The organism is Longispora fulva, from assembly GCF_015751905.1.
In the GTDB taxonomy this organism is placed as follows: domain Bacteria; phylum Actinomycetota; class Actinomycetes; order Mycobacteriales; family Micromonosporaceae; genus Longispora; species Longispora fulva.
In genome coordinates this window covers 6,651,299-6,674,647 of sequence record NZ_JADOUF010000001.1, presented here as the reverse complement: position 1 = coordinate 6,674,647, position 23,349 = coordinate 6,651,299, and the positions used below count along the sequence as shown (strand labels likewise).

Annotated in this window: 20 protein-coding genes; 6 read left to right on the top strand and 14 right to left on the bottom strand. The window is 71.4% G+C overall.

Going from position 1 to position 23,349, the window contains the following annotated elements:
• The first annotated feature begins 3 nt into the window (after window positions 1-3).
• On the top strand, window positions 4-810 hold the full coding sequence (locus tag IW245_RS30515) for an arylamine N-acetyltransferase family protein (RefSeq protein WP_197006577.1): 807 nt from the start codon (window positions 4-6) through the stop codon (window positions 808-810).
• Here the strand turns inward: IW245_RS30515 and mqnE are convergent.
• Window positions 807-1,976 (bottom strand): aminofutalosine synthase MqnE, encoded by a 1,170-nt coding sequence (mqnE, locus tag IW245_RS30510; RefSeq protein ID WP_197006576.1) that lies wholly within the window; start codon window positions 1,974-1,976, stop codon window positions 807-809. The two genes, IW245_RS30515 and mqnE, sit on opposite strands and share 4 nt — an antisense overlap.
• A 143-nt stretch (window positions 1,977-2,119) precedes the next feature.
• On the opposite strand from mqnE, the gene IW245_RS30505 reads away from it, so the two are divergent.
• Complete coding sequence (locus IW245_RS30505) at window positions 2,120-3,586, top strand: C40 family peptidase (protein WP_197006575.1); 1,467 nt, start codon at window positions 2,120-2,122, stop codon at window positions 3,584-3,586.
• Between the two features lie 2,504 nt (window positions 3,587-6,090).
• Here IW245_RS30505 and IW245_RS41840 read toward each other — a convergent pair.
• The 3 genes from IW245_RS41840 to IW245_RS30495 form a co-directional block, all read right to left on the bottom strand.
• Entirely contained in the window at window positions 6,091-6,216 is a 126-nt protein-coding gene (locus tag IW245_RS41840) for a hypothetical protein (RefSeq protein WP_267919975.1), read from the bottom strand.
• 70 nt (window positions 6,217-6,286) lie between these two features.
• A complete protein-coding gene (locus tag IW245_RS30500) occupies window positions 6,287-6,625 on the bottom strand; it encodes a hypothetical protein (RefSeq protein WP_197006574.1) in 339 nt (112 codons plus the stop codon).
• A gap of 1,623 nt (window positions 6,626-8,248) precedes the next feature.
• A complete protein-coding gene (locus IW245_RS30495; protein WP_197006573.1) occupies window positions 8,249-8,416 on the bottom strand; it encodes a hypothetical protein in 168 nt (55 codons plus the stop codon).
• A gap of 36 nt (window positions 8,417-8,452) precedes the next feature.
• On the opposite strand from IW245_RS30495, the gene IW245_RS30490 reads away from it, so the two are divergent.
• Window positions 8,453-9,529, top strand: coding sequence for a hypothetical protein (locus IW245_RS30490; protein ID WP_197006572.1), 1,077 nt, complete (start codon window positions 8,453-8,455; stop codon window positions 9,527-9,529).
• 126 nt (window positions 9,530-9,655) lie between these two features.
• Here IW245_RS30490 and IW245_RS30485 read toward each other — a convergent pair whose 3' ends face one another.
• Window positions 9,656-10,798 (bottom strand): MalY/PatB family protein, encoded by a 1,143-nt coding sequence (locus IW245_RS30485; RefSeq protein WP_197006571.1) that lies wholly within the window; start codon window positions 10,796-10,798, stop codon window positions 9,656-9,658.
• A 242-nt stretch (window positions 10,799-11,040) separates the two neighbouring features.
• On the opposite strand from IW245_RS30485, the gene IW245_RS30480 reads away from it, so the two are divergent.
• A complete protein-coding gene (locus IW245_RS30480; RefSeq protein WP_231398992.1) occupies window positions 11,041-12,657 on the top strand; it encodes a DEAD/DEAH box helicase in 1,617 nt (538 codons plus the stop codon).
• A 59-nt stretch (window positions 12,658-12,716) separates the two neighbouring features.
• On the opposite strand, the gene IW245_RS30475 is transcribed toward IW245_RS30480, so the two are convergent.
• From IW245_RS30475 to cds1, 3 genes are all read right to left on the bottom strand, one after another.
• Window positions 12,717-13,958, bottom strand: coding sequence for a hypothetical protein (locus IW245_RS30475; RefSeq protein ID WP_197006570.1), 1,242 nt, complete (start codon window positions 13,956-13,958; stop codon window positions 12,717-12,719).
• The gene (locus IW245_RS30470) at window positions 13,951-14,472 is read right to left on the bottom strand and encodes an RNA polymerase sigma factor (protein WP_197006569.1); all 522 of its coding nucleotides are present in this window, start codon (window positions 14,470-14,472) and stop codon (window positions 13,951-13,953) included. Before IW245_RS30470 ends, IW245_RS30475 begins: the two co-directional genes overlap by 8 nt.
• Window positions 14,473-14,594: 122 nt before the next feature.
• The gene (cds1, locus tag IW245_RS30465) at window positions 14,595-15,680 is read right to left on the bottom strand and encodes an L-cysteine desulfhydrase Cds1 (RefSeq protein ID WP_197006568.1); all 1,086 of its coding nucleotides are present in this window, start codon (window positions 15,678-15,680) and stop codon (window positions 14,595-14,597) included.
• Between the two features lie 130 nt (window positions 15,681-15,810).
• On the opposite strand from cds1, the gene IW245_RS30460 reads away from it, so the two are divergent.
• Complete coding sequence (locus tag IW245_RS30460; protein ID WP_197006567.1) at window positions 15,811-16,482, top strand: UbiX family flavin prenyltransferase; 672 nt, start codon at window positions 15,811-15,813, stop codon at window positions 16,480-16,482.
• Between the two features lie 115 nt (window positions 16,483-16,597).
• Here the strand turns inward: IW245_RS30460 and IW245_RS30455 are convergent, their stop codons facing one another.
• Window positions 16,598-16,837 carry a BldC family transcriptional regulator gene (locus IW245_RS30455; RefSeq protein WP_197006566.1) on the bottom strand — a complete coding sequence of 80 codons (240 nt, stop codon included), beginning with the start codon at window positions 16,835-16,837 and terminating at the stop codon, window positions 16,598-16,600.
• A 136-nt stretch (window positions 16,838-16,973) separates the two neighbouring features.
• Here IW245_RS30455 and IW245_RS30450 point away from each other — a divergent pair, with 136 nt between their 5' ends.
• Window positions 16,974-17,417: an Lrp/AsnC family transcriptional regulator gene (locus IW245_RS30450; protein WP_197006565.1), complete on the top strand. Its 444-nt coding sequence runs from the start codon at window positions 16,974-16,976 to the stop codon at window positions 17,415-17,417.
• 145 nt (window positions 17,418-17,562) lie between these two features.
• Here IW245_RS30450 and mqnP read toward each other — a convergent pair whose 3' ends face one another.
• The 5 genes from mqnP to IW245_RS30425 all read right to left on the bottom strand — a co-directional run bounded on the left by mqnP (window position 17,563) and on the right by IW245_RS30425 (window position 23,348).
• On the bottom strand, window positions 17,563-18,465 hold the full coding sequence (gene mqnP / locus IW245_RS30445; RefSeq protein ID WP_372445317.1) for a menaquinone biosynthesis prenyltransferase MqnP: 903 nt from the start codon (window positions 18,463-18,465) through the stop codon (window positions 17,563-17,565).
• On the bottom strand, window positions 18,453-19,913 hold the full coding sequence (locus IW245_RS30440; protein ID WP_197008762.1) for a menaquinone biosynthesis decarboxylase: 1,461 nt from the start codon (window positions 19,911-19,913) through the stop codon (window positions 18,453-18,455). Before IW245_RS30440 ends, mqnP begins: the two co-directional genes overlap by 13 nt.
• Before the next feature lie 137 nt (window positions 19,914-20,050).
• Window positions 20,051-21,067 carry a c-type cytochrome biogenesis protein CcsB gene (gene ccsB, locus IW245_RS30435; protein WP_197006564.1) on the bottom strand — a complete coding sequence of 339 codons (1,017 nt, stop codon included), beginning with the start codon at window positions 21,065-21,067 and terminating at the stop codon, window positions 20,051-20,053.
• The gene (gene resB / locus IW245_RS30430) at window positions 21,067-22,593 is read right to left on the bottom strand and encodes a cytochrome c biogenesis protein ResB (protein ID WP_197006563.1); all 1,527 of its coding nucleotides are present in this window, start codon (window positions 22,591-22,593) and stop codon (window positions 21,067-21,069) included. The genes ccsB and resB overlap by 1 nt, the downstream gene beginning before the upstream one ends.
• The gene (locus IW245_RS30425; protein WP_372445271.1) at window positions 22,593-23,348 is read right to left on the bottom strand and encodes a cytochrome c biogenesis CcdA family protein; all 756 of its coding nucleotides are present in this window, start codon (window positions 23,346-23,348) and stop codon (window positions 22,593-22,595) included. The genes resB and IW245_RS30425 overlap by 1 nt, the downstream gene beginning before the upstream one ends.
• Window position 23,349: the final 1 nt, after the last annotated feature.

The window sequence follows — 23,349 nt, the reverse complement described above, 5'->3', positions numbered from 1 at the left end:
TCCATGATCGATGTGGACGCGTACCTGCGGCGGATCGGCCACACCGGACCGGTCGCGCCCACCCTCGACACCCTGCGCGCCGTGCACCGCGCCCAACTCCTCGCCGTGCCCTACGAGAACGCCGGCATCCAGCTCGGCACGCCGGCGCCCCTGGACATCCCCGCGCTGGAGGACCGGATCGTGCGCCAGCGCGCCGGCGGCTACTGCTACCAGCTCAACGGCCTGTTCGGCGCGCTCCTGACCGCCCTCGGCTTCCAGGTGCGCCACGCCTGCGCGGCCGTACACCTCGACCGGTACGGCGAGGAGGACGGCTGGGGCAACCATCTGGCCCTGCTCGTCGACCTGGACGGGCAGACCTGGGTGGCCGACGCCGGCCTCGGCGACGGGTTCCTCGACCCGTTGCCGCTCCGACCAGGCGTGCACCACCAGGGTGCCGAGCGGTACACGATCGAGGACCGGGGCGACCGGTGGTGGATCGGGCTCGACGGCCGGACCAGCCCGCCCGGCTACCACCTGCGCACGGCGCCCCTGGAGCTCGCGGACTTCGACGCCTGGCACCAGCGGCTGTCCACGGCGGAGGACTCGCCGTTCGTCCGGACGTTCGTCGTGCAGCGGATGTACGCCGACCGGACCGAGACCGTGCGGGCTCTGACGCACACGGTGCGGACCGCCACCGGGAACTCGACGGCGACCCTCGACCGGCCGGCGTTCGAGGCGACGGTGGCGCGGCTCGGCGTACCCGAAGAGGAAGGGTTGTGGGGTTTGGCGGCGGCCCAGCAGGAAGCCTGGGTCGCCGCCGGAAGCCCCTAGGCCCAGACCTGCTGCGGCTCGGCGCGCCGCTCGGCCATCGACGGACCCTTGTCGAAGGTGCGGACCACCTCGTAGCGGGTGTTGCGCTCGACCGGACGGAAGCCCGCGTCGCGGATCATCTCCATCAGGTCCTCACGGTGCATCTTGTTCGGCGTCCCGTACGAGTCCGCGTCATGCGTGATCTTGTACTCCACGACCGAACCGTCCAGGTCGTCCGCCCCGAAGTTGAGCGACAGCGCCGCCAGCGACAGCCCGTGCATCACCCAGAAGTTCTTCACGTGCGGCACGTTGTCGAACATCAGCCGGGACACCGCGAACGTCTTCAGCGACTCGGCCGGCGAGGCCATCGTCGTGCGGGCCTGGATCCGGTTGCGGATGATGCCGTCCTTGGAGTCCACGAAGTCGTGCTGGTAGCGCAGCGGGATGAACACCACGAAGCCGCCGGTCTCGTCCTGGAGCTCGCGCAGGCGCATCACGTGGTCGACCCTGTGCCGGGGCTCCTCGATGTGCCCGTACAGCATGGTCGCCGGGGTCTTGAGCCCCTTCTCGTGCGCGAGGCGGTGGATCCGGGACCAGTCCTCCCAGTGGCAGGCGTGGTCCACGATGTGCTGGCGGACCTCCCAGTCGAAGATCTCCGCGCCGCCGCCGGTCAGCGACTCCAGGCCGGCGTCGATCAGCTCGTCGAGGATCTCGCTGGCCCCGAGGCCGGAGATCTTCTCGAACCACTGCACCTCGGTGGCCGTGAACGCCTTCAGCTTCACGTTCGGCAGGGCGGCCTTCAGCTCGCGCAGGACCCGCGGGTAGTACTTCCACGGCAGGGTCGGGTGCAGGCCGTTGACGATGTGCAGCTCGGTGAGCTGCTCGTTCTCCATCTCCTTGGCGAGCCGGACCGCTTCCTCGACCCGCATCGTGTACGCGTCCTTCTCGCCCGGCTTGCGCTGGAACGAGCAGTACGCGCACGAGGCCGAGCAGACGTTCGTCAGGTTCAGGTGCCGGTTGACGTTGAACATGACGTCCTCGCCGTTGAGCTCGGTGCGCTTGTGGTGCGCCAACCGGCCCAGCCAGGCGAGGTCGTCGGAGGCGTAGAGTGCCTCACCGTCGGCGCGGGTCAGGCGCTCCCCCGAGTAGACCTTTGCTTCCAGCTCGCGCTTCAGTCCGGCGTCCATGTCCCGAGAGTACGTCGCGACTTCACCAGGGATTTCGCTGCCCTATGGGTCACAGCCTGATTACCGACCGATTTTGGGGTAGCAAGCCTGGTGCGGCTTTCGTACTGTGGCAGGGGTCAGTGTTCGGCGACACAGGGGGCGGAATGAAGACGAGAAAGACCGCATGGTTTTTTCTGTGCGCCCTGATCGGCGCCCTCGCCTTCGCCACCCCCTCCGTAGCCGACCCCGGCAACCCCGCGACCAGCGGTTCGATCCCGGACCCGGGCGTCCGGCCGCCGCTGCCCGTCCCCGGAGCCGCCGTGCCGACCGTGCACGGCGACGTCGACGACCCCGCGATCCGGGCCATCGAGGCCAGGGTGAACGCCGAGGCCGTCGCCGTCCGACTCCTCGAGCAGCAGGCCCTCGCCGCCCAGATCACCGCCGAGTCCGCCACCGAGTCCACGACCCAGACCAAGGAGTCCCTGGACGCGGCCACGGCCATCCTCACCGGCTGGGAGGGCCAGGCGTCCGACGCCGCCGCCGCCAGCTACCGCGAGGCACAGGCTCTCGAGCCGCTCGGCCCGCTCGGCAAGGACCTGCGCGACCTGTCAGCCCTCGCCCCGGGCATGCACGGGCAGAAGAGCACCAAGGGGCAGTACACGGCCAAGGACTTCCTGACCGCGCAGCACAACCAGCAGGCCGCCCAGGTCGCCTACGACAAGGCCGTGGCGGCCCAGCGGACCGCGACGACCGCGTACACGACCCTCAAGGGGCAGTACGACCAGCGGCTGGCGGCCCTGACCGCCCTGCGCGCGGAGTACTCGACGCAGCTCACCAAGGCCAACGCCGACAAGTTCACGTACGAGCTGAACCAGACCAAGCTGTCGGGCCTCAAGCCCAACTCCCGCGGCGAGCTGGCCAACCCGAAGGCCCTGGAGGCCGTCGCGTGGGCGAAGACCCGCCTCGGCCGGCCCTACGTCTTCGGCGCCGACGGCAGGAACAACACCTTCGACTGCTCCGGGCTCGTGCAGTGGTCCTACAAGGCTGCCGGCGTGTCGGTGACCCGGATCGCCAACGACCAGTACCACACGACCAAAGAGGTCGACGCCTCCCAGCTTCTCCCCGGTGACCTGCTGTTCTACAACGCCTCGCCGTCAAGGTGGGAGGACATCTACCACGTCGTCATCTACATCGGCGACAACAAGGTCATCCAGGCGCCCGAGCCCGGGGACGTGGTGAAGATCTCCCCGGTCAGCACCTACCAGTTCTACCGGGCCACCCGGGTGGTCGACGCGGTCACGCCGCCGAAGCCCACGCCGTCCCCGTCCCCGTCCCCGACGCCGACGCCGACCCCTTCGCCTTCGCCTTCGCCGACGCCCTCGCCCTCGCCGTCGCCATCGCCTTCTCCCACATCGACGACGCCGCCCGTCACCCCGACCGACCCGCCGGTGGACACCGGCACGGGTTCCACCACCCCGACCGGGTCCGGTGCGAACCCGACCGGGTCGGGCGGGAACCCGACGGGGTCCGGCGGGAACCCGGCCGGGGCCGGCTCGACGCCGGCCGTGGGTGCCGAGCCCGGCGCGGGAAGCCCGGTGGCCGGTGCCGCGGGGGCGACCCCGGCGGGTTAGGGTTCACGCCCAGCTGACATCGCTAGTGGTACAACTTCGAAGAGCTGCGTCGATCCGTGTCAGTATTGGTGAGCGCTCGGCAGTGGGAGGGCTCCGGTGAGCGACGAGTTGTGTGAGGCCTGCGGTTCGCCCCTCGGTTCCGAGTCGGCGGCCTGCCCGAGCTGTGGTCGCCCGGCCCACCACGTCGGACCGCCCACCTGGCCGCCACTGAGGACCGGGCTGGGGCAGTGGGACGGCTCGCCCTCCCTGGCCATGCGGTCGGGCGGTGAGGTGCCGTCCGGCGGTGCGCCGATCGACGAGTTCCCGGCCGGTCGGCACGGCGAGCAGGGCGGCCACTCGGACCCGGTAGGCCCGCCCGGTGGCCTCGACGTGGCCGGTTCGCATCCGCTCGATCCGCCGGACGCCCCAGCAGCGTGGAGTCCCGAGCCCGGACCCGACCCGTTCGACGTCCCCGATGCCCGGGACGGCTACGACCCTGCCGCGATCCGGGCCGCCGAACTGGCGACGGACATCCCAGTCGACGCTGGCCTGCCGCCCCTCGAGGAGCCGCCGCCGGTCGGCACGGTGCTGCCGGAGGAGGAGCAGACCGAGGAAGACCTCCCGGACGTGTACGAGCTGCCGCCGCCGCCCCCCGACGGGGCGATCTGGGGCGGGGAGTTCGCCCTGGAACCCGAGGAACCGGCCTCCCCCTCGACACCCGCGCACCCCGGCCCGCCGGCGTTCACCCCGGACCCCCCGCTCTACTCGACCTCCCAGGCCACGCCTACGTCCCATCCGGCACCTTCAGACACCCCGGATCCGGGGTCACACCCGGCGCTCGCGGCGACGCTGGACGAACAGCGGTACCCGTCTGATCAGGGGGTCGGGTCCGCGGCCCCGCCGGCGGCCGATCCCTGGGCGCCGCCCGCCGATCTGGTCGTCGCCCCCACCTCCGGCGCCGGCTTCCCGCCGCCAGAGGAGTCCCTATGGGCGGAGTCGGTAGCCGACCCCGCCGGCAACTCGGCTCCGTGGGCACAGCACGAGCCAGCGCCCGTCGCGGACCAGGTCCCCGAGCCCCGGCCGCTCACCGCGCTGTCCGCGGCGGACCTCGTGCCGCACTCGCCGGCGGAGATCATCCCCGTGGTACCGGTCATCGGCCGCGCCACGGTGCCCGGCGCGCTCGCCCCGGAGCCCGGCGCCGCCGCCCAGCCCCCGGGCCAGTCCCGGGTGTACCGCTCGGGCGAACTGTCCACCGAGGAGCCCATCGGCCCCCCGCCGGGCGCGGACGCCTGGCCCCCGCTCAACGGCACCCCCCTCGCACCGCACCAGTCCAGCGCCGGGACGCCCCCGCAGGGAGCGCCGATCGTGACCTCCCCTGCGGAGCCCTGGCCGGCACCCGACTCCCAGGCCCCGAACTCCACCGCCGACGGCTGGCCGGCTGGCCGCTCCGGACACGCCGGATCGGCGTCGAGCCCGGCCGAAGTATGGCCAGCACCCGACTCCCCGGCCCCGTCCGGCACCGCCGACGTGTGGCCTGCACCCCTGGACGACGCCCGAGGCCCGGACTCCTCTGGGACGCCGCCGCAGGGTGCGCCGATCGTGACTCCTCCCGTTGCCCCTTGGCCTCCGCAGGTCACCGGGTCCGAGACTCCGGCCGCCGGTCGATCCGAGGCGCGGCCCGCCGGGCAGTCCGGTGCGTGGCCCCAGTCCTCGCCGGTGTCGGCCCCGCCGGCCGTCCCGGAGAACGCGTGGCCCGCACCGGACGCGGCAGCGTGGCCGCCGCCCGGGCAGTCGTCCGCCGACGGGGATGTGCCACCGCAGGCCGACGCATGGCCCCCGGCTTCCGCCGCACCCGCGCCTCCCGCCGACGCGTGGCCGCCGGCTTCCGCCTCCGTGGCTCCCGCCGACCCCTGGCCGGCAGTTTCGGTCGAGCCCGCACCTCCTGCCGACGCCTGGCCGCCGGTTTCTGTCGAGCCCGCACCTCCGGCTGACGCCTGGCCTCCGCGTGCCGGGGCCCAGGACCCGGATCCGCTCGTCACGCCAGCCTCTGACTACTCCTCCCCCAACCTCGACCTGGACGCGGCGCCTTCCGGGCAGGCCGCGAGCCCGCCGGCTGACGCGCCCTGGTCTGCGTTCGCGGCCCAGTTCGAGCCCCCGGCCGCCGATGCTGGACGCGACGCGACGCCGGAACCGGCAGACCAGCAGCCCGCCGACCCACCGAGGCTGCCCGACTGGCAAGCCTCCACCTCCGCAGAGCCGGTCCCCACCTCCGAGCCAGCCGACTCTCTTCCGGCAGCAGCACTGGAGCCGGCCCACTCTCCGCTGGCACCCGCGTTGGAACCGGCCTACTCTCCGCCGGCACCCGTGCTGGAATCGGCCTCTACCCCGCCAGCACCCGTGCTGGAGCCGGCTCACTCCCCGGTACCCGCACCGGAGCCGGCAGGCTCGCGACCTGCCGCAGTGTCGGAGACCGCCCAGGAGTCCGAGCCCGCTCCGGAGTCCGGCGCGTGGACGGGGCCGTCCGGTCACCAGTCCGTCGCAGCGCGGGGAGTCGCCCGGGTGTCGGGTACCCAGGCCACGGCCGACGAGGTGTCGGCGCTGGCGGGACACGTGCAGCCCCGGGTGTACCGCGCCCAGCCCCAGTCGTCCACGCCAGACCAGCTTGACCAGGTGTCGCCGCCGGTCGAGCAGTGGCCGCACCCTCAGCCTCCGGTACCGGGATCAAGCGCCGCCGCCGGCCCGTGGGACCCGCCTGCGGCCTCTGACGCGCAGAGCCCGGAGCCAGGCCACCAGTGGGACCAGTCCCAGGGACAACCTGCCGCCGCGCAGTCCTCGGACCAGTGGCCCGCACCACCAGCTCCGGACAACCACTGGCCCGGTGGCGGCCAGGGAGCCCAGCAACAGCAGGCCGGTGACGCCCCGTGGCAGGCGGACATCCAACCGAAGGTTGTCCCGGGTCACGCGCAGGTCGGTCAGGTCCAGGTCGGTCAGGCCGGTCAGGCTCAGGATGCCGTCTACCCGGTGCCCGGTCAGGCCGTGGGCACCCCCTGGCAGGGCCAAGCCGACCAGTGGCCCGACCCGAGCCAGCCTCCGACACCTCAGCCAGCTGCCGGCGGCCCATGGGGCCAGGCGTCGCCCGCGCCGCAGCCACCTGAGCAGTGGAACCCGCCCCAGGGCACTCCCGCTGATTCCGGTCAGTGGAACCCGCCTCAGAGCACCCCGTCCGACTCCGGCCAATGGAACCCGCCTCAGAGCGCCCCCTCCGACTCCGGTCCGTGGAACGCGGCCCCGGCAGCGCCAGGCTCTGTCGCCCAGCCCCAAGGCTCCGGCCAGTGGGGCCAGGCCGCTGGTGGCCCGGAGGCGCCAGGCCAATGGGGTCAGCCGTCAGGTGCCCCTGCCGCGCCCGGCCAGTGGAACCAGCCCCCAGCCGACCCGGCCGCCGGACAGTGGCCCGCGCCTTCCGCTCCGGCCCAGCCTGGCCAGGCTCCGGCGCCCGCCTCCGGACAGTGGGGTCCTTCCACACCTCCGGCGCCTGGGCAGTGGCCGGCACCCACCGGCGCACCCCAGCCAGGCCAAGCCCCGCCGTCCGCCCCCGGGCAGCAGAGCCATGCCGCTCCGTCGGCCTCCGGGCCATGGGATAACCAGGCCCCGCCATCCCCCGAACAGCAGAACCATGCTGGTCTTTCTGCTTCCGTGCCGTGGGGCGCACAGACGTCGACACCCCCCGGACAGTGGGACCAGAGTTCGCCTTCCAGCCCCGGGCATTCCAGCCCGGGCGCAGCTTCCGCCTCGGGGCAGGCCAACCCGGGTGCGCCTGTCAGCCCTCCGCCGTGGGGCCAGAACGCACCTGCTCAACCCGGGCAGCGCGACCAGGGCGCTCCCGCCGTGCATGGTCAGTGGGACCCGGCCGCTCAGCCGTCCGCGGAAGGTCGCTGGAACCAGACGCCGCCACCGGCCGGAGCGTGGCCGGCACCGTCGGGCCAGCCCCAGCCGGGCCAGGCCCCGGTCCCCAACCCGGGCCAGCCGGACCAGACGCCGCCACCACCCGCCCACCCATGGGGCCAGGTGGCAACACCCTCCGCCCCAGGACAATGGCCTGCACCCGCCGGCCCACCCCAGCCCGACCAGACTCCACCGCCCGCGGCCCAGCAATGGGACCCGCCGGCGTCCTTCGCCCCTGCGCAGTGGCCGGAGCCCGCCGGCCAGAACCAGGCGGACCAGGCCCCGCACGCCGCACCGCGCCATCACCCCGACGTTCCGGCCGCCGACCAATGGCCTCCCGCTGCCGACGGGCAGTGGAACCCGGCAACCCCAGCGCCGGGACAGTGGCCGGCACCCTCAGGCCCGGCTCAACCGGGCCAGGCCCCTCCGGCCACCAAGGGGCACTGGGACCAGAACGTGCCTCCGCCGGCACCCGGGCAGTGGGATCAGCCGTCTCCGGCCCCAGACCAGTGGGCTCAGGCCGCTCCCGCTCCGGGCCAGTGGGGCCAGGCTGCCCCTAGCCCAGGCCAGTGGGATCAGGCTGCTCCCAATCCTGGGCAGCGGAGCCAGGACCCGTCCGGGTCGGGTCAGTGGCCCCAGGACCAGCAGTCCCCGAGTGGGCAATACGGCACCCCGCCGGTCCAGCAGTCGTCCGGCGGCCAGTTCGGCGTGCCGAACGAGCAGGCCAGCGGGCAGTTCGGGTCACCGCAGGGGCAGCTCGGGGGCGAGTTCGGGTCGCCCGAGGGGCAGCTCGGCGGGCAGTTCGGGGTGCAGCAGAGCCAGGACAGGGGTCAGGTCTCCGGCTCGCAGGGGCAGTGGCCTGATGCTGGGCAGGGACAGGGCGCGTCTCCGCCGGTACCCGTCTGGCATGATTTCGCTCGTCCCGCCCCGGAACAGCAGCTCCCCGTGCCGCAGGGCCCACCGCCCGGCCCGGCCCAGCCCAATTACACGGCTCCGGCGACGCCCACCCCGATCGGATTCCCGCCGCCCACCGGCCATGAGATTCCGGCCCGGCCGTCCGGTGAAGGGTGGCCCCCGACCGGTGGCGGCCAGTTCCAGACGCCGTCGACCTTCGGCGCGCCGGGGCAGCCGTGGCCGCCGGAGTCCGCCGACAGTCCGGGGGCCGTGCACGCGGCGTTCAGTGGTGAGCGCGGCGAGGAGACACCGCCCCGGCGTGGTCCCGGCTCCGAGCCGTCGGTCCCGACGTCCGACGCGCCGGCGGTCTCGACGATGCCGGCGACGCGGATTCCGACTCAGTCGTCGGGCTCGTCGATGCCTCCTTCGGTGTCCGCCGAGGACTCGTCTCCGGACGCGCTTTCGCCGGCCGGGTCGGAGCAGGCGTCGTTCAGCAGCTCTACCGCATCCGAGGCGGGGCCAACCCCCGAGGTGGCGGGCGCGTCGACACCCGAACCAGGTGCCGACGCGGACCTCGGCGAGCAGGGCGGCCAGGCCGGGGACCCGGTCCTCAACGTGGCGGCTTCGCTCATGCGGCCCGAACCCGACTCGACCCCCGAGGTATCGGCCTCGCCGGCGCAGCCGGAATCAGGACCGGCGGTCCCTCCGCATCCTGCCGAGCGCTACCAGGGCCGCGCCCAGGTCCCGACCCGACCTTCGGCTTCGCACACACCCCCGGCCGTCCAACCGGCCGAGCGGCCGGACCAGGACCACCGGGCTGACCCCGTCAGAGGCACCGTCTACGGCGGTGGAACACTCCCAGCCCCGCCCGCCCGGTCCCACCCCTACGGGAACACCGGTGGCTACGGCGTCCTCAGTCCGCTGGAGACGACCAACGGCTCGCTGACGGGTCAGATCTTCGGTCCCCGGTCGCCGTTCTCGCTGCCGCCTCCGGAGCCCGAGCCGGAGCGGCGGAGCAACCGACGGGTCCTGATCATTCTGGGCATCGTGTTCACGGTGATGGTGGGCCTGGGCGTGGTTGCGGCGCTGTACATGGAGGACCTGATCACCTGGATGTTCAGCGGCTGACCCGGCCTGCGACCCGCACTCCTGACGCGGGTCGCAGGCCGGAGCCGCACCCCGCGCCTCAAGCCGGCTTGGACCGGACCTGTCCGGCCCGGCCCGGCCCGGGTCTGGTCCGGTGCACCCCTGCCTCTAGCCCAGCGACGCCACCATCCGCCGCACCCCTTCCTCGATCCGTTCCGCCGACGTCGCCAGATTCAGTCGCACATGCCCGGCCCCAGGCTTCCCGAACGCACCCCCCGGGTTGAAAGCCACCCGCCCCCGCTCCAGGAACACCGCCGCCGGCTCGTCCCCGAGCCCCAGCTCGGAGCAGTCCAGCCAGGCCAGATAGGTGGCGTCGGGCTGCGAGTACCCCACTGACGGGAGCTGGTCGCGCAGCAGGGTGTCGAGGAGGCGGCGGTTGGAGTCCAGGCCGAGGAGCAGGGAGTCCAGCCACGGGACGCTGTGGGCGAAGGCTGCTTCGGTCGCCAGTACCCCGAAGATGCCCACGGCGTCGCCGAAGTGTTCGCTGATCTGGGCGATGTCGCGCCCCGCTTCCGGGCCGCCGACGATGACGGCGGTGGTGAGGCCGGCGAGGTTCCAGGCCTTGGAGGCGGAGTGGAACGCGATGGCGCGGCGGGACGCGGCCGTGTCGAGGCTGAGGAACGGCACGTGGGTGACGCCCGGGTAGGTGAGCGGCGCGTGGATCTCGTCGACGAGGACCCGGACGTTGTGGCGTTCGGCGAGTTCGGCGATGGCGAGGAGCACCTCGCGGGGGTAGGCCACCCCGGTCGGGTTCTGCGGGTTGCACAGCAGGTACGCGGACGCGTCGGCGAAGTCCCTGTCGAGCCGTTCGAGGTCGATGGTCCAGTGTCCGTCCACTCTGACCAGCGGGGATTCGATGACGCGCCGGCCGCTGTCGGGGATGTAGTGGTAGAACGGCGGGTACACCGGTGGGTTGATGACGACGCCGTCGCCGGGTCGGGTGACGTGTCGGAGCACTTCGGAGACGCCGAGCATCACGTTGGGGGACAGCCGGGCGTTCGCCGGGTCGACGGTCCAGCCGTAGCGGGCCGCGGCGAAGCCGGCGAAGGCGTCCAGCGTGCCGCCGGGGGTGGAGTAGCCGAGGTCTCCCCTGCTCAGGGCGTCGGCGAGGCCGGCGCGGATCGGCTCGGCGGGCGGGGTGTCCATCTCCGCGACCCACAGCGGCAGGACGTCGTCCGGGTAGTGCCGCCACTTCACGCTCCGCCGCTGGCGCAGCTCTTCCAAGGTGTACTGACTGAGAGGGTTTCCCATGCCTTACATCCTGCCCGAGACCCCAGACAGTTGGGCAGGTCACAGTCGACTGCGTCACCACGTGGAGCGGGGTCGGCCCCCTTTCCGCTAGACTGGGTCCAATCATGTTGACGGCGCGCTGTTTTAGCGTGCCCCCGGCCCGTCGGCCAGCCAGCGCAATTAATCAGGCGCTGCCCGGAACCCCAGCGCTTGCAGTAACAGGGGTCCTTCTGGATGGCGCGCCTGTATTCGGAAGGTTTCTGTTGTCCTTCGCTGAGCTTGGCCTGCCCAATTCTCTGATCACCGCGCTCGCTGCCCGTGGCATCGACGCACCCTTCGCCATTCAGAACGTGGCGATCCCGGATGCTTTGTCCGGTTATGACGTTCTTGGTCGGGCCTCCACCGGTTCCGGCAAGACTCTTGCCTTCGGGCTGCCCGTCCTGGCCCGGCTCGACGGCCGGTCCGCCAAGGCGCACAAGCCGCTGGCCCTGATCCTGGTTCCGACCCGTGAGCTGGCGATGCAGGTCACCGACGCGCTCGCGCCGCTGGCCCGTTCGCTGCGGCTGCGGGTCAACACCGCCGTCGGCGGCGTGAAGTACGACCGGCAGATCGACGCCCTGCGCCGGGGCACCGAGGTGCTGGTGGCCACCCCCGGCCGTCTGACCGACCTGTGCGACCGCAACGTCTGTGACCTCTCGGAGATCGAGATGACGGTCCTGGACGAGGCCGACCAGATGTGTGACATGGGCTTCCAGGCCGACGTCATGGCGATCCTGGACCGCACCCCGAAGGACGGCCAGCGCCTGCTGTTCTCCGCGACGCTCGACGGCGACGTGGACAAGCTGGTCAAGGGCTACATGAACAGCCCGGTCACCCACTCGATCATCCCCGAGGGCCAGCCGGTCGACACCATGGACCACCACATCCTGCTGGTTCCGCCGCAGGAGAAGTTCTCCATCGTCGCCGAGATCGCCAACCGCGCGGGCCGGACGATCATGTTCGTGCGTACCCAGATGGCGGTGGACCGGGTCACCGACCAGCTCCTCGCCGCCGGGGTGCCGGCCGTCGGCCTGCACGGCGGCAAGCCGCAGGGTCTGCGGACCCGGACGCTCGCGCAGTTCAAGGACGGCGTCGTCAACGTCCTCGTCGCCACGGACGTCGCGGCCCGCGGCATCCACGTCGACAACGTCTCGCTCGTCGTGCACATCGACCCGCCGGCCGACCCGAAGGACTACCTGCACCGCGCGGGTCGTACCGCCCGGGCCGGCGAGACCGGTTCGGTCGTCACGCTGGGCCTGCCGAAGCAGCGTCGCTCCATCACCCAGCTGATGGACAAGGCCGGCGTCAAGCCGACCGAGACCCGGGTCCGCCCGGGTGACGCCAAGCTGATCGAGATCACCGGTTCGAGCGTTCCCAGCTACGAGCCGACCACTGTTCCGGACCCGCGCGCCGAGCGCCCGCGTCGGGGCGGTCGCCCGCAGGGCGGCGGCTACCGGCAGGGTGGCGGCTACCGCGACGGCGGCCCGCGCGGCGGGTACCGCGGCTCGAGCGAGGGCGGCGGCTATCGCGGTTCCTCCGAGGGCGGCGGTTACCGGGGCGGTTCCGAGGGCGGTTACCGCGGTTCTTCCGAGGGTGGCGGCTACCGGGGCGGTTCCTCCGAGGGCGGCTACCGCGGCTCCCGTGAGGGTGGCGCCCCGTCCACCGGTGGTTACCGTGGCGCGAGCAGCGCCCCCCGCGAGGGTGGTTACCGTGCCGGCTCCAGCGCTCCCCGCGAGGGTGGCTACCGTGGCGCCCGGGACAGCGCCGCCCCGCGCAGCTACCGCGACGCCGCCCCCCGTGAGGGTGGCTACCGTGGCTCGCGGGACAGCGCGCCCCGCTAGTACCAGATGAGGAAAGGCCCGACACCGTCGCCGGTGTCGGGCCTTTCTCGTTCCGCGGCCTACTTCCAGGAGATCTTGAAGTCGACCCGTCCCTGCCCGTCATTCGGCAGTTCGCCGGTCTGACCGGCCTCGGTCGCCTGCACGAGGACGAAGGGCGCAGAGCGGAACGTCTCAACCATGGGTGCGTCGGCGGACAGTCGCGTGGTCTTGAGCCGGAACACCAGAGTCTTCGTGGCACCAGGCGCGAGCGAGCCCAGCGTGCACGACGGGTCGATCCCCGGCTGGCCCTCGACCGTGCAGCCGGCCGGCAGCGTGCCCTCGACCCTGGTGTCCGCCGGCATGAACAGGCTCACCAACAGGACGTCGACCTGTCGGGCGGCCTTGTTGCGCACGGTCACGGTCAGCGTGCCGTGCGCGTAGCCGCCAGCGATCGAACCGAACACCACCTCGGAGGCCGTCACCGCGGTGTTGGCCCGGTACTCGTTGCGCTCGAACGTGCTGGGGCCACCGGTCTGGGTGAACTTCTGGCCGTTCCAGCCGAACTCCCGCCACTGCAACTGCGCGATGTCCTTGTACTGGTTGCAGCCGGCGCACTCGTAGTCGAGGTCCGCGACCTGCACCTTGACCACGCCATCACCGGCGGCGATGTCCCGGATGCCCGGCACTCCCGCCGGGTAGTTGTCGGAGAAGCCCTTGAGGCCGAGCACCTGGCCGAGGGTCCGGATGCCGTCGACGCCGTCCCGGCCGAAGACCGCCACCTGGTAGCCCGGCCCGTCCTGGGCCTCACACCGGATCAGGGCGGCCAGCTCAGGCACACCGTCCCTGTCCACGTCGACCGGAGCGATCTTCATGAGCTGCAGGTGGCTGGCGAGTACCTTCTCGCGGACGTCCTGCGGGAGCTCGCTCCTGCCGTCGGTGAACTGGTGCTTGCCCACAGCCGGACCGTCGCACTTGTACATGCCCGGCACGTCCAGGTTGGCGTTGGCCAGTTCGGCGGCGGTCACCGGGGCGGCGGCCGGCGTGCTCCGCGTCGGGCTGGCCGACGGCGAGGGCGTCGGCGACTCGCTCGCCCCCGCGACGGTCGGGGGCGCGTTCGACGGGTTCATGGAGGCGATGGCCGCCACCGGGACGACGAGGGCGAGGACTGTGAACACCCCGACCGTGATCGCCCTTACCTTCTTCTGGTGCCGCACCGTGGCGTGTGCGCTGGCCGTGCCGGCCGGCTTCACGAACGGCATGGTCTCGTTCCGCAATTCCGCGAACGCACCGTTGATCATGTCGAGGTCGTCGAACTCAGACATTGCGCTTCTCCTTCAGCTGGGTGGCCAGCGCGGTACGACCGCGGCTGAGCCAGGACTTGACGGTGCCTTCCGCGACGTTCTCCTGCGCGGCGATCTCCGCGATCGGCAGGTCGGCGAGGTGATGCAGGATGACCGCGCGGCGGTGGTTCTCCGGCAGGGTGGCCAGCGCGGCGGCGAGGGCGACCCGGTCCGGGGACGGGCCCTCGACGCGTTCCTCCCGCTGCTTGCGCAGGAAGGCCATGGCCACCTGGGCCCGGCGGAACTTGTTGGTCGCCAGGTTCCACGCGACCCTGCGGACCCAGGCGACGGGGTCCTCGTACTTCGAGATCTTGTTCCAGCGGGCCAACGCCCGGCAGAACGCTTCCTGCACGACGTCCTGGGCCTGACCCAGATCGTTCGTGTACGCGAACAGCTGCACGGTCAGACCGTGAAAATGTGCAGCGTAGAACTCCTCGAACCGACCGGGTGGCCCTTGCACCTCGGCGGTTCCCGACACTTCCCGCACCGCGATCACGCTGCTTCCTCCCCCGACGCCCCGGGCGGTCCGGGCCGTGCACCACCAACACACGGCAGCGTAGGGAAAGGTTGCAGGGAATTTTGCCCCTCAGCTCAGGGCGATGATGCAGGCACCCAGGGTCAGAGGGTGCCGGTCTTCAGGAAGCCGTCGATCCGCGCGAGGTGCGGGGCGAGGTCCATGTTCTGCGCGCGCACCCACTCGTCGGAGTAGTAGGTGTCCACATAGCGCTCTCCGCCGTCGCAGAGCAGCGTGACGATGGAGCCCCGCTCGCCGGCCGCCAGCATCTCGCTGATGAGACCGAACACCCCCCACAGATTGGTACCGGTGGACCCGCCCACCTTCCGCCCCAGCAACTCCGAGGCGCGCCGCATCGCCGCCAGCGACGCCGCGTCGGGTACGGAGATCATCCGGTCGACCACCGTCGGCATGAACGACGCCTCGACGGTCGGCCGGCCGATGCCCTCGATCCGCGAGCCCATGCCCGTGTTGACGGTGTAGTCCAAGGCCTTCCAGGCGGCGTAGAAGGCGGAGTTCTCCGGGTCGACGACGGCGAGCTTGGTGCAGTGCTGCTGGTAGCGCAGGTAACGTCCGATCGTGGCGCTCGTGCCGCCGGTGCCGGCCCCGACGACGATCCACGCCGGGATGGGGTGCCGTTCGAGCTTGAGCTGGTCGTGGATCGACTCGGCGATGTTGTTGTTCCCGCGCCAGTCGGTGGCCCGTTCCGCGTACGTGAACTGGTCCATGAAGTGGCCCTTGATGTCGTCGGCGAGCCAGCGCGCCTCGACGACGACCTTGGCCGGGTCGTCCACCAGATGGCATCTGCCGCCGTTGAACTCGATCAGCGCGCACTTCTCCGGCGAGGTGGACGCCGGCATGACCGCGACGAAGGGCAGGCCGAGCATCCGGGCGAAGTACGCCTCCGACACCGCCGTCGAGCCCGAGGACGCCTCCACGATCGTGGTACGGGGGCCGATCCAGCCGTTGCACAGCGCGTAGAGGAACAGCGACCTGGCCAGGCGGTGCTTGAGCGAGCCGGTGGGGTGCACCGACTCGTCCTTCAGGTAGAGGTCGATGCCCCACTCCGGGGGCAGCGGGAACGGCAGCAGGTGGGTGTCGGCCGAACGGTTGGCGTCGGCGGCCACCTTCCTGATCGCCTCGGTCACCCACGCGCGCGTGTCGTCACAACGCCGATCCAGCTGCTCCATGCCTGGAGGCTACCTCTGAGCTGCGCGGGGGTACCGCAGAGGGAACAAGTTCGGGGTACTTGTTCCCTCTGTGGTGAAGATCGTGCGGGCTGGCCGTGGCGGGCGGGTGCCGCCCTGGCAGGCTGGGGGGATGCAGCGTGTGCCGTGGGTGGTCGGGATCTCCGGAGCGTCGGGGACGCCGTATGCCAGAGCGACCCTGAACGCCCTTCTCGACGCCGGCCTGCCCGTGGACCTGGTCGTGTCCCGGGCGGCCCGCCTGACGATCCTCGACGAGACGGGGATCGCGTTCCGTGACGCGCACTGGGCGGAGGACCTGGCCCTCTGGCTGGGCCGGGAGGCCGCCACGGGCCGCGAGGCCGGCGGGACCGCCCAGGCCCACGGAGTCCCCGGTGTCGGCGACGTCCGGTACTGGCCAGCCGGCGACCTGGCCGCCGGCCCGAGCAGCGGCAGCTACCCGGTCCGGGGCATGCTCGTCGTCCCGGCCAGCACGGCAGCCTGTGCCGGCATCGCCCTGGGCCTGTCCAAGGACCTGCTGCAACGCGCGGCGGACGTCAACCTCAAGGAGCGCCGCCCGGTGGTTGTGGTGCCCCGGGAGACGCCGGTGTCGAGGAGCCACCTGGAGCACCTGCTGCGGCTGCACGACGCCGGGGCGGTGGTCCTGCCGGCCAGCCCGGGCTTCTACGCCGGGACGAAGACGGTCGACCAGCTGGTCGACTTCGTGGCCGGGAAGGTGCTGGACGCCGTGGGGGTGCCGCACACCCTGTTCCAGCGCTGGGCCGGCGAGCTGGGCTCGGCCCGATAAGCACAACGGGACCCGGCGGCCCGCTCAACCTCCGCGGGCCGCATGTCCGTGTCCGCCCGGACCGCGTGCGCGGCCCGAACCCTGGCCCCGGTGGGACCTGCGTCCCGGACCGGGCCTAGTGCTGCGGCGGCCGGTGCTGCGTCGGCGGAGGAGTCGCCGCGACGGGCTGCTCTTCGTGCAGCCCCTCGGAACCCAGCAGCTCCTTGACCTCAGACTCCCGGAACCTCCGGTGGCCGCCGGGCGTCCGGATGCTTCCGATCCGCCCCGCCGCTGCCCATCGGGTGACAGTCTTCGGGTCGACGCGGAACAGTGCCGCCACCTCGCCCGGCGTCAATAGACGATCGCCTGTGTCCACAACCCCCCCTTACGTCGCAATGGACGTACTGACCATTAGAGCACCGTCGTTGGGTGCTCATCCCGGAAACAACAAAAGAGCACTTATCTGGGTGGTTTTTGGAGTACCTTGCCACCCTCCGGATATGGTCTGCGGTGTGGATGCCATCGACCGCCAACTCGTCCAGCTTCTCCGCATCAACGCCCGGCTGTCGTACGCCGAGCTGGCCCGGCAGGTGGGGCTGTCCGCGCCGGCCGTGCACGAGCGGGTGGGCAAGCTGGAGTCGAGCGGTGTGCTCCTCGGCTACCAGGCGGCGGTGAACCCGGACGCGATCGGCCTGGGGGTGACGGCACTGATCGGCATCATCACGAACGAGGGCGAGATCGAGGAGATCGCCGCGGCGCTGCACGAGTTGCCGGAGATCGAGTCGTGCTACTTCATGGCCGGCGAGGAGTCGTTCCTCTGCAAGGCACGGGTGGGCACGATCTCACAGTTGGAGCAGCTCATCGCCCGGATGAACCGGATCTCCGGGGTGTCGCGGACCCGGACCACGATCGCCCTCTCCACCAAGTGGGAGGGGCGACCGCAGCATCCGGCCTAGCCGTCCCCGGCATCCTCCGCGGTGTCGGCGGATTCCAGCTCTTCGTCTTCAGCCCACATGTCTAGGGGCTCGTTCGGGTACCTGAGCATGGCGCCTCCTTCTAGGGGCGAACTCCCAGTGTGTCACTACCCGGCACGTGAGTGAATTAACCCCGCAGATGCTGGAGAAAAACCAGATCGGCGAGCGCGAAGACAAACAGGGCGATCCCGACGAATCCATTTGCGGTGAAGAACGCCCGGTTCGCCCGGGAAAGGTCGTCGGGCTTGACGATGGCGTGCTGGTAGACGAAGGACGCGGCGGTCAGGGCCAGCCCGATCCACCACAACCAGCCGAAGCCGGCCCACTGCCCAAACCATACAAACAGACCAAACGCAAGCAGGTGTACGACAGACGACGCGTGCAGTGCCGCACGCACCCCGAACCGGGCCGGCACCGAGCGCACCCCGATCACCCGGTCCACCTCGGCATCCTGCGAGGCGTAGATCAGGTCGAAGCCGCCGATCCACAGTCCGACCCCGACACTCAGGACGAACGCCGGGCCGAAGCCGTCGAAGCTGCCGGTGACCGCGAGCCAGCCGCCGGCCGGTCCCACCATCTGGGCGATCGCGAGCACGCCCTGCGGGAAGTCGGTGAACCGCTTGGCGTACGGGTAGATGATCAGGGGGGCGACGGCCAGCGGGGACAGCAGGGCGCACAGCGGGTTGAGCAGCAGCGCCGCGCCGAGGAACACCACGAGCGCGACCAGCGCGCCGATCCACGCCGTGCGGACCGAGAGCGCGCCCGTGACCAGCTCACGCTCGGCGGTCCGCGGGTTCTGCGCGTCGATGTGCCGGTCGATGATCCGGTTGGCGGCCATCGCGAACGTCCGCGCGCCGACCATGGCCACCGTGACGATCAGCAGCGTCAGCCACCGCACGTGTCCGCCGTGCCGGGTCATCGCGGTGAGCGCGGCCAGGTACGCGAACGGCAGCGCGAACACCGAGTGCTCGATCCGCACGAGCCGGAGGAAGTCCCGGGACCTCGTCGCCACGGTGCTCACAGGCCGTATTCCTTCCAGCGCGCGCTGACCTTCTCCACCACGTCCGGCGACATGACGAGCTCGTCCGGCCAGCCCCGGTGGTACCCCTCGGAGGGCAGTTTGCGGGTCGCGTCGATGCCGACCTTGCCGCCGTAGAACTGGTTGTAGGAGCCGTGGTCCAGGTGGTCCACCGGGCCCTCGGTGAGCAGCAGGTCCCGGGAGTAGTCGACGTTGCCGAAGGCGCGGAACGCGACCTCGTTGTAGTCGTGCACGTCGCAGTCGTCGTCCACGATCACGATCAGCTTGGTCAGGGACATCAGGTGCGCGCCCCAGATGGCGTTCATCACCTTCTGGGCGTGCTTCGGGTACCGCTTCTTGATCGACACGATCACACAGTTGTGGAACACGCCCGGCTCGGGCATGTCGTAGTCGTGGATGTCGGGCACCACGAGCTTGAGCAGCGGCAGGAAGATCCGCTCGGTGGCCTTGCCGATCGGGCCGTCCTCCTGCGGGGGCTTCGACGTCACGATCGTGTGGTAGACCGGCTCGCGCTGCATGGTGATGGCGGTGACGTGCAGGACCGGGAACGGCTCCACCGGGGTGTAGAAGCCCGTGTGGTCGCCGAAGGGGCCCTCGGGGAGGCGCTCGCCGGGCTCGACGTACCCCTCGATGATGATCTGGGCCTGAGCCGGCACCTGCAACGGCACGGTGAGGCAGTCGACCATCTCGACCCGCTCGCCGCGCAGGAACCCGGCGAACAGGTACTCGTCGATGTCGCTCGGCAGCGGGGCCGTCGCCGCGTAGGTGACCACGGGGTCGCAGCCGATCGCGACGGCCACCGGCAGCCGCTGCCCGAGGCGCTCCGCGACAGCGTGGTGCGCCGTGGAGTCCTTGTGGATCTGCCAGTGCATGCCGAGGCTGTTCTTCGAGTGCTGCTGAAGCCGGTAGAGGCCCAGGTTGCGCTTGCCCGTCTCCGGGTGCTTGGTGTGCGTGAGTCCGAAGTTGTGGAACACGCCGCCGTCGTCGGGCCAGGTCTGCAGGGCAGGGAGCCGGTTCAGGTCGACCTCGTCGCCCTTCATCACCAGCTCCTGGCAGGGCGCGGTCTTCACCTTCTTCGGCGGCACGCTCTTGAGCTGCATCACCTTGGAGATGCCGTCCTTGATGCCCGACCAGCCCTGCGGCAGCTCCGGCTTGAGCAGCGCGCCGATCTTCTCGCCGATCTCGTCCAGCCGCTCGACGCCGAGGGCCATCGCCATCCGCTTCTCGGTGCCGAAGATGTTGATGGCCAGCGGCATGTCGCCCCGGGTCGGCCGCTCGAACAGCAGCGCCGGCCCCTTCGCCTTCACGACGCGCTGGACGATCTCGCTGATCTCCAGGTCGGGGTCCACGGGTGCGCTGATCCGGACCAGCTCACCGGCCTTCTCCAGCGCCCGGAGGAAGTCCTTGAGATCGGTGTACGGAAAGCCCATGCGCGCCAGTATCCCAGCCCAGCACCTGCCGCCCCGCGCTGGTGGCTCCTACTGTGGCGGACGACCGCGCGGTGCCGCCAGCGCCCGGCCGTCGCGCCGACGCTGGCGGGCGGGCCTCGCCGTAACCGTCTGATTTTTGGGGTTTTTCAGACGCCCGCGTAGGAGTGCAGGCCCGAGACGACCAGATTGATGCCGAACAGGTTGACCAGCATCGTCACCCAGCCGAGGACCGCGATCCACGTGACGGTCGTCCGGCGGATGCTCGGGGTGGCCCGGGCGTGCAGGTACATCGCGTAGACCACCCAGGAGATGAAGAGCCAGGTCTCCTTGGGGTCCCAGCCCCAGTAGCGGCCCCAGGCGGCCTCGGCCCAGATCGCGCCGGAGATCCCGGCGAACGTCCAGATCGGGAACGCGAACACGTGGATCCGGAAGGTGAGCCGTTCGAGGGTGTCGGAGGCCGGCATCCTCGCGCCCAGGGAGACCGGGAAGCTCTGGCTGCCGGTCTGCTCCCAGCGGCGGCGGATCAGGAACATCGCCGCCGGCACGAAGCCGACCATGAACACGCCGGAGGAGATCGAGGCGGCCGTGACGTGGATGGCCAGCCAGTAGGAGTTCAGTGCGGGAACCAGCGGGGTGACCTTCACGTACAGCGTCGTGGCCGCGATGCCCAGCAGCAGCACGATGATCAGCGAGGCGAACAGGCCCAGGGGGCGCAGCGCCGGCCTGCGGATGGCGATGCCCGACCAGATGGCCATGGCGACCAGGCAGCCGAAGACGACGAACTCGTACATGTTGCCCAGGGGCATCCGGTGCGCGTCGACGCCGCGCAGGACGACGGAGGCGATGTGGGCGAGGACGCCGGCGACGGTCAGGGCGACGGCGACCTTGCCGGCGACGGAGGCGCGACCGGGGCGGTCTGCGACACCGGTCGGGCCGGGATCGGCCGGAGAGACATAGCCGGCCGGGTCGTCCGGGGAGCCCCACGGCTCCTCGCCGGCCGAGGGCGCGTAGCCGGACGGGCCGCCGATCAGCGCCGGCTCGCGGACGGCCGAGGTGGCGACCACGCCCCGGATCCCGAACGCGTACTCCACGGCGTAGCCGAGCATCGCCAGCGTGTACAGCAGGATCGTCACGGTCAGCAACTGGTCGGACAGGGCGGCCATCACTTCTCCTCCATCAGCAGCTCGAGTTCTTCGGCGAGCCCCGGATATTCGTTCTTGGCGAGCGCGCCCGCCGTCAGCACCCCGTCGGTCACCCGGACGAACACCCGGCGGCGGCGCAGGGCCAGCGACGGCAGCAGCCCGAGGAGCAGCAGCACCGCACCAGCCAGCATGACCGGCTCGCCCGGGTCGTTGCGGACGGAGACCGTGGCCCACTTCTTCGTGCCGAGGAACCGGATCGAGGAGCCGTCGGCCAGCTTCCACGGTTCGCCGCCCTTGAGCAGCATGTGCGGTTCGCCGAGCTTCTTCAGCCGGCCGGCGTCGATCTGGGCCTTGTCCAGCGAGTACACCGAGCGGGGGATGCCGTTGTCGACGCCGAGGTTGCCCTGGTAGGCGACCAGCATCAGCGCCGGGTTCCTCTCCTCCGGGTGCTTGGAGCTGCCGTCGGAGACGTTGTCGGGCACGGTCGGCAGGTAGACGCCCTGGAAACCGAGCTGCTGGGACGGATCGCGCCGGCCGGTGGCCGGGTCGAGGTTGGCGTCCGGGAAGATCGCGACCCCGGAGCTGGTCAGCATGCCGTCCTGGGGCAGGAACACCGCCGTGGTGGTCTGCCTGCGGCCGAAGCGGTCGGTGTACTCCAGCACCGGGGCGTAGCCATGGCCGAGAAGGTAGACGTTCGCGCCGTGCAGCCGCAGGGGGCTGTTCACGGCCAGGGACTTCTTCTTCTCGGGACCATTCTCCGTGTACGTCACGTCAGCCGAGAACGACAGTGGCTGCCCGTTGTCCAGGTAGCCGGCGTGGAAGGTGTCGAGCCGCACGCAGAAGGGCGGCAGGTCCTCGGCCCCGAGGCGCGGGCCCAGCGCGTACTCGTCGTACTGCTGGAGGGTGTTGCAGAACTCGCCCTCGGGACCCTCGACCACGATCCGGTTGCCGTGCCAGCCGTACCAGGAGCCCAGGGCCACCCCGACGAGGAGCACGATCAGCGCGGTGTGGAAGAGCAGGTTGCCGGTCTCTCGCAGGTAGCCCTTCTCGGCGCTGACCGCCCCGTCGCGCACGGCCACCCGGAACCGGGCCCGGCGCAGCACGGCGGCCACGTCCTGCACCGAGCGCGACGAGGGGTGCGACAGGGACACGGGCAGCCGGTCGAGCCGGGACGGCGCGGCGGGCGGCGGCCGGAGCAGGGACTCCGCCTGGGCGCGCAGCCTCGGCAGGATGCAGCCGATCAGCGAGGTGAACAGCAGCAGGTAGATGGCGGCGAACCAGGGCGAGGAGTAGACGTCGAAGAGGTAGAACCGGTCCAGCCAGGGGCCGGAGTCCGGGTGGGCGCGCAGGTAGTCGCCGACCTTCTCGAGCGCGACGGCGCGCTGGGGCAGCAGCGAGCCGGGCACCGCGGCCACGGCGAGCAGGAACAGCAGCATGAGCGCCGTCCGCATGCTGGTGAGCTGCCGCCACGCGTTGCGCAGCAGCGCCAGCGGGCCGGCGCCCGGGCCGGGCCTGGCCTCCGTGGCTCGACTGTCCTGGGCCGCCATCAGATCCCCACGCTCCCCGGCCCGACCGTCGCGCGCAGCCAGTTCAGGAACTCGCCCCACACGCCGGTGGCCAGCGCCAACCCGACGATCACCAGCAGGGCCCCGCCGATCCTGGTCACCCACCGGCTGTGCCGGCGGACGAACCCCAGCAGTCCCATCACGCTCCGCAGCCCCAGGCTGAACAGCAGGAACGGGATCCCGAGCCCCGCGCAGTACGCCACGGACAGCAGTGCGCCGCGGCCCACCGAGCCCTCCGCCGCCGCCAGGCCGAGCACGGCGCCCAGCGTCGGGCCGACGCACGGCACCCAGCCGAGGGCGAACACCGCGCCGAGGAAGGGCGCGCCGGCCAGCCCCACCGCGGGCATCCTGTGCAGCCGGAACTCGCGCTGGAGCCCCGGCACCAGCCCGGCGAAGCTCAGCCCGAGGATCACGATCAGGATCCCGGTGACGATCTCGACGACCCGCTGGTGTTCGAGCAGGGCGCGGCCGAGGCCGGCGAACGCCGTACCCGTCGCGACGAACACGACCGTGAACCCGGCCACGAAGAGGGTGGCCCCGGTGAGCATCCGGGCCCGGGCCTGGCGGCCGCCGGCGTCGAGGTCCGCGCCGGCCAGGCCGGTGACATAGGACAGGTAGCCGGGCACGAGCGGCAGGATGCACGGGGACAGGAAGCTGACCAGGCCGGCGAGCGCCGCGACCAGCACCGCGAGCATCAGCGGCCCGGTACTGGCGATGTTCGCGAGCTTCGCCCCCACG

Coding starts and splice junctions, on each gene's coding strand:
- mqnE (WP_197006576.1), bottom strand. CDS start 1,976: ATGGACGCCGGACTGAAGCGCGAGCTGGAAGCAAAGGTCTACTCGGGG.
- ccsB (WP_197006564.1), bottom strand. CDS start 21,067: ATGGCCGCCCTGTCCGACCAGTTGCTGACCGTGACGATCCTGCTGTAC.
- IW245_RS30515 (WP_197006577.1), top strand. CDS start 4: ATGATCGATGTGGACGCGTACCTGCGGCGGATCGGCCACACCGGACCG.
- IW245_RS30495 (WP_197006573.1), bottom strand. CDS start 8,416: ATGCCAGACGGGTACCGGCGGAGACGCGCCCTGTCCCTGCCCAGCATC.
- IW245_RS30460 (WP_197006567.1), top strand. CDS start 15,811: ATGCAGCGTGTGCCGTGGGTGGTCGGGATCTCCGGAGCGTCGGGGACG.
- IW245_RS30485 (WP_197006571.1), bottom strand. CDS start 10,798: ATGGGAAACCCTCTCAGTCAGTACACCTTGGAAGAGCTGCGCCAGCGG.
- IW245_RS30475 (WP_197006570.1), bottom strand. CDS start 13,958: ATGTCTGAGTTCGACGACCTCGACATGATCAACGGTGCGTTCGCGGAA.
- cds1 (WP_197006568.1), bottom strand. CDS start 15,680: ATGGAGCAGCTGGATCGGCGTTGTGACGACACGCGCGCGTGGGTGACC.
- resB (WP_197006563.1), bottom strand. CDS start 22,593: ATGGCGGCCCAGGACAGTCGAGCCACGGAGGCCAGGCCCGGCCCGGGC.
- IW245_RS30505 (WP_197006575.1), top strand. CDS start 2,120: ATGAAGACGAGAAAGACCGCATGGTTTTTTCTGTGCGCCCTGATCGGC.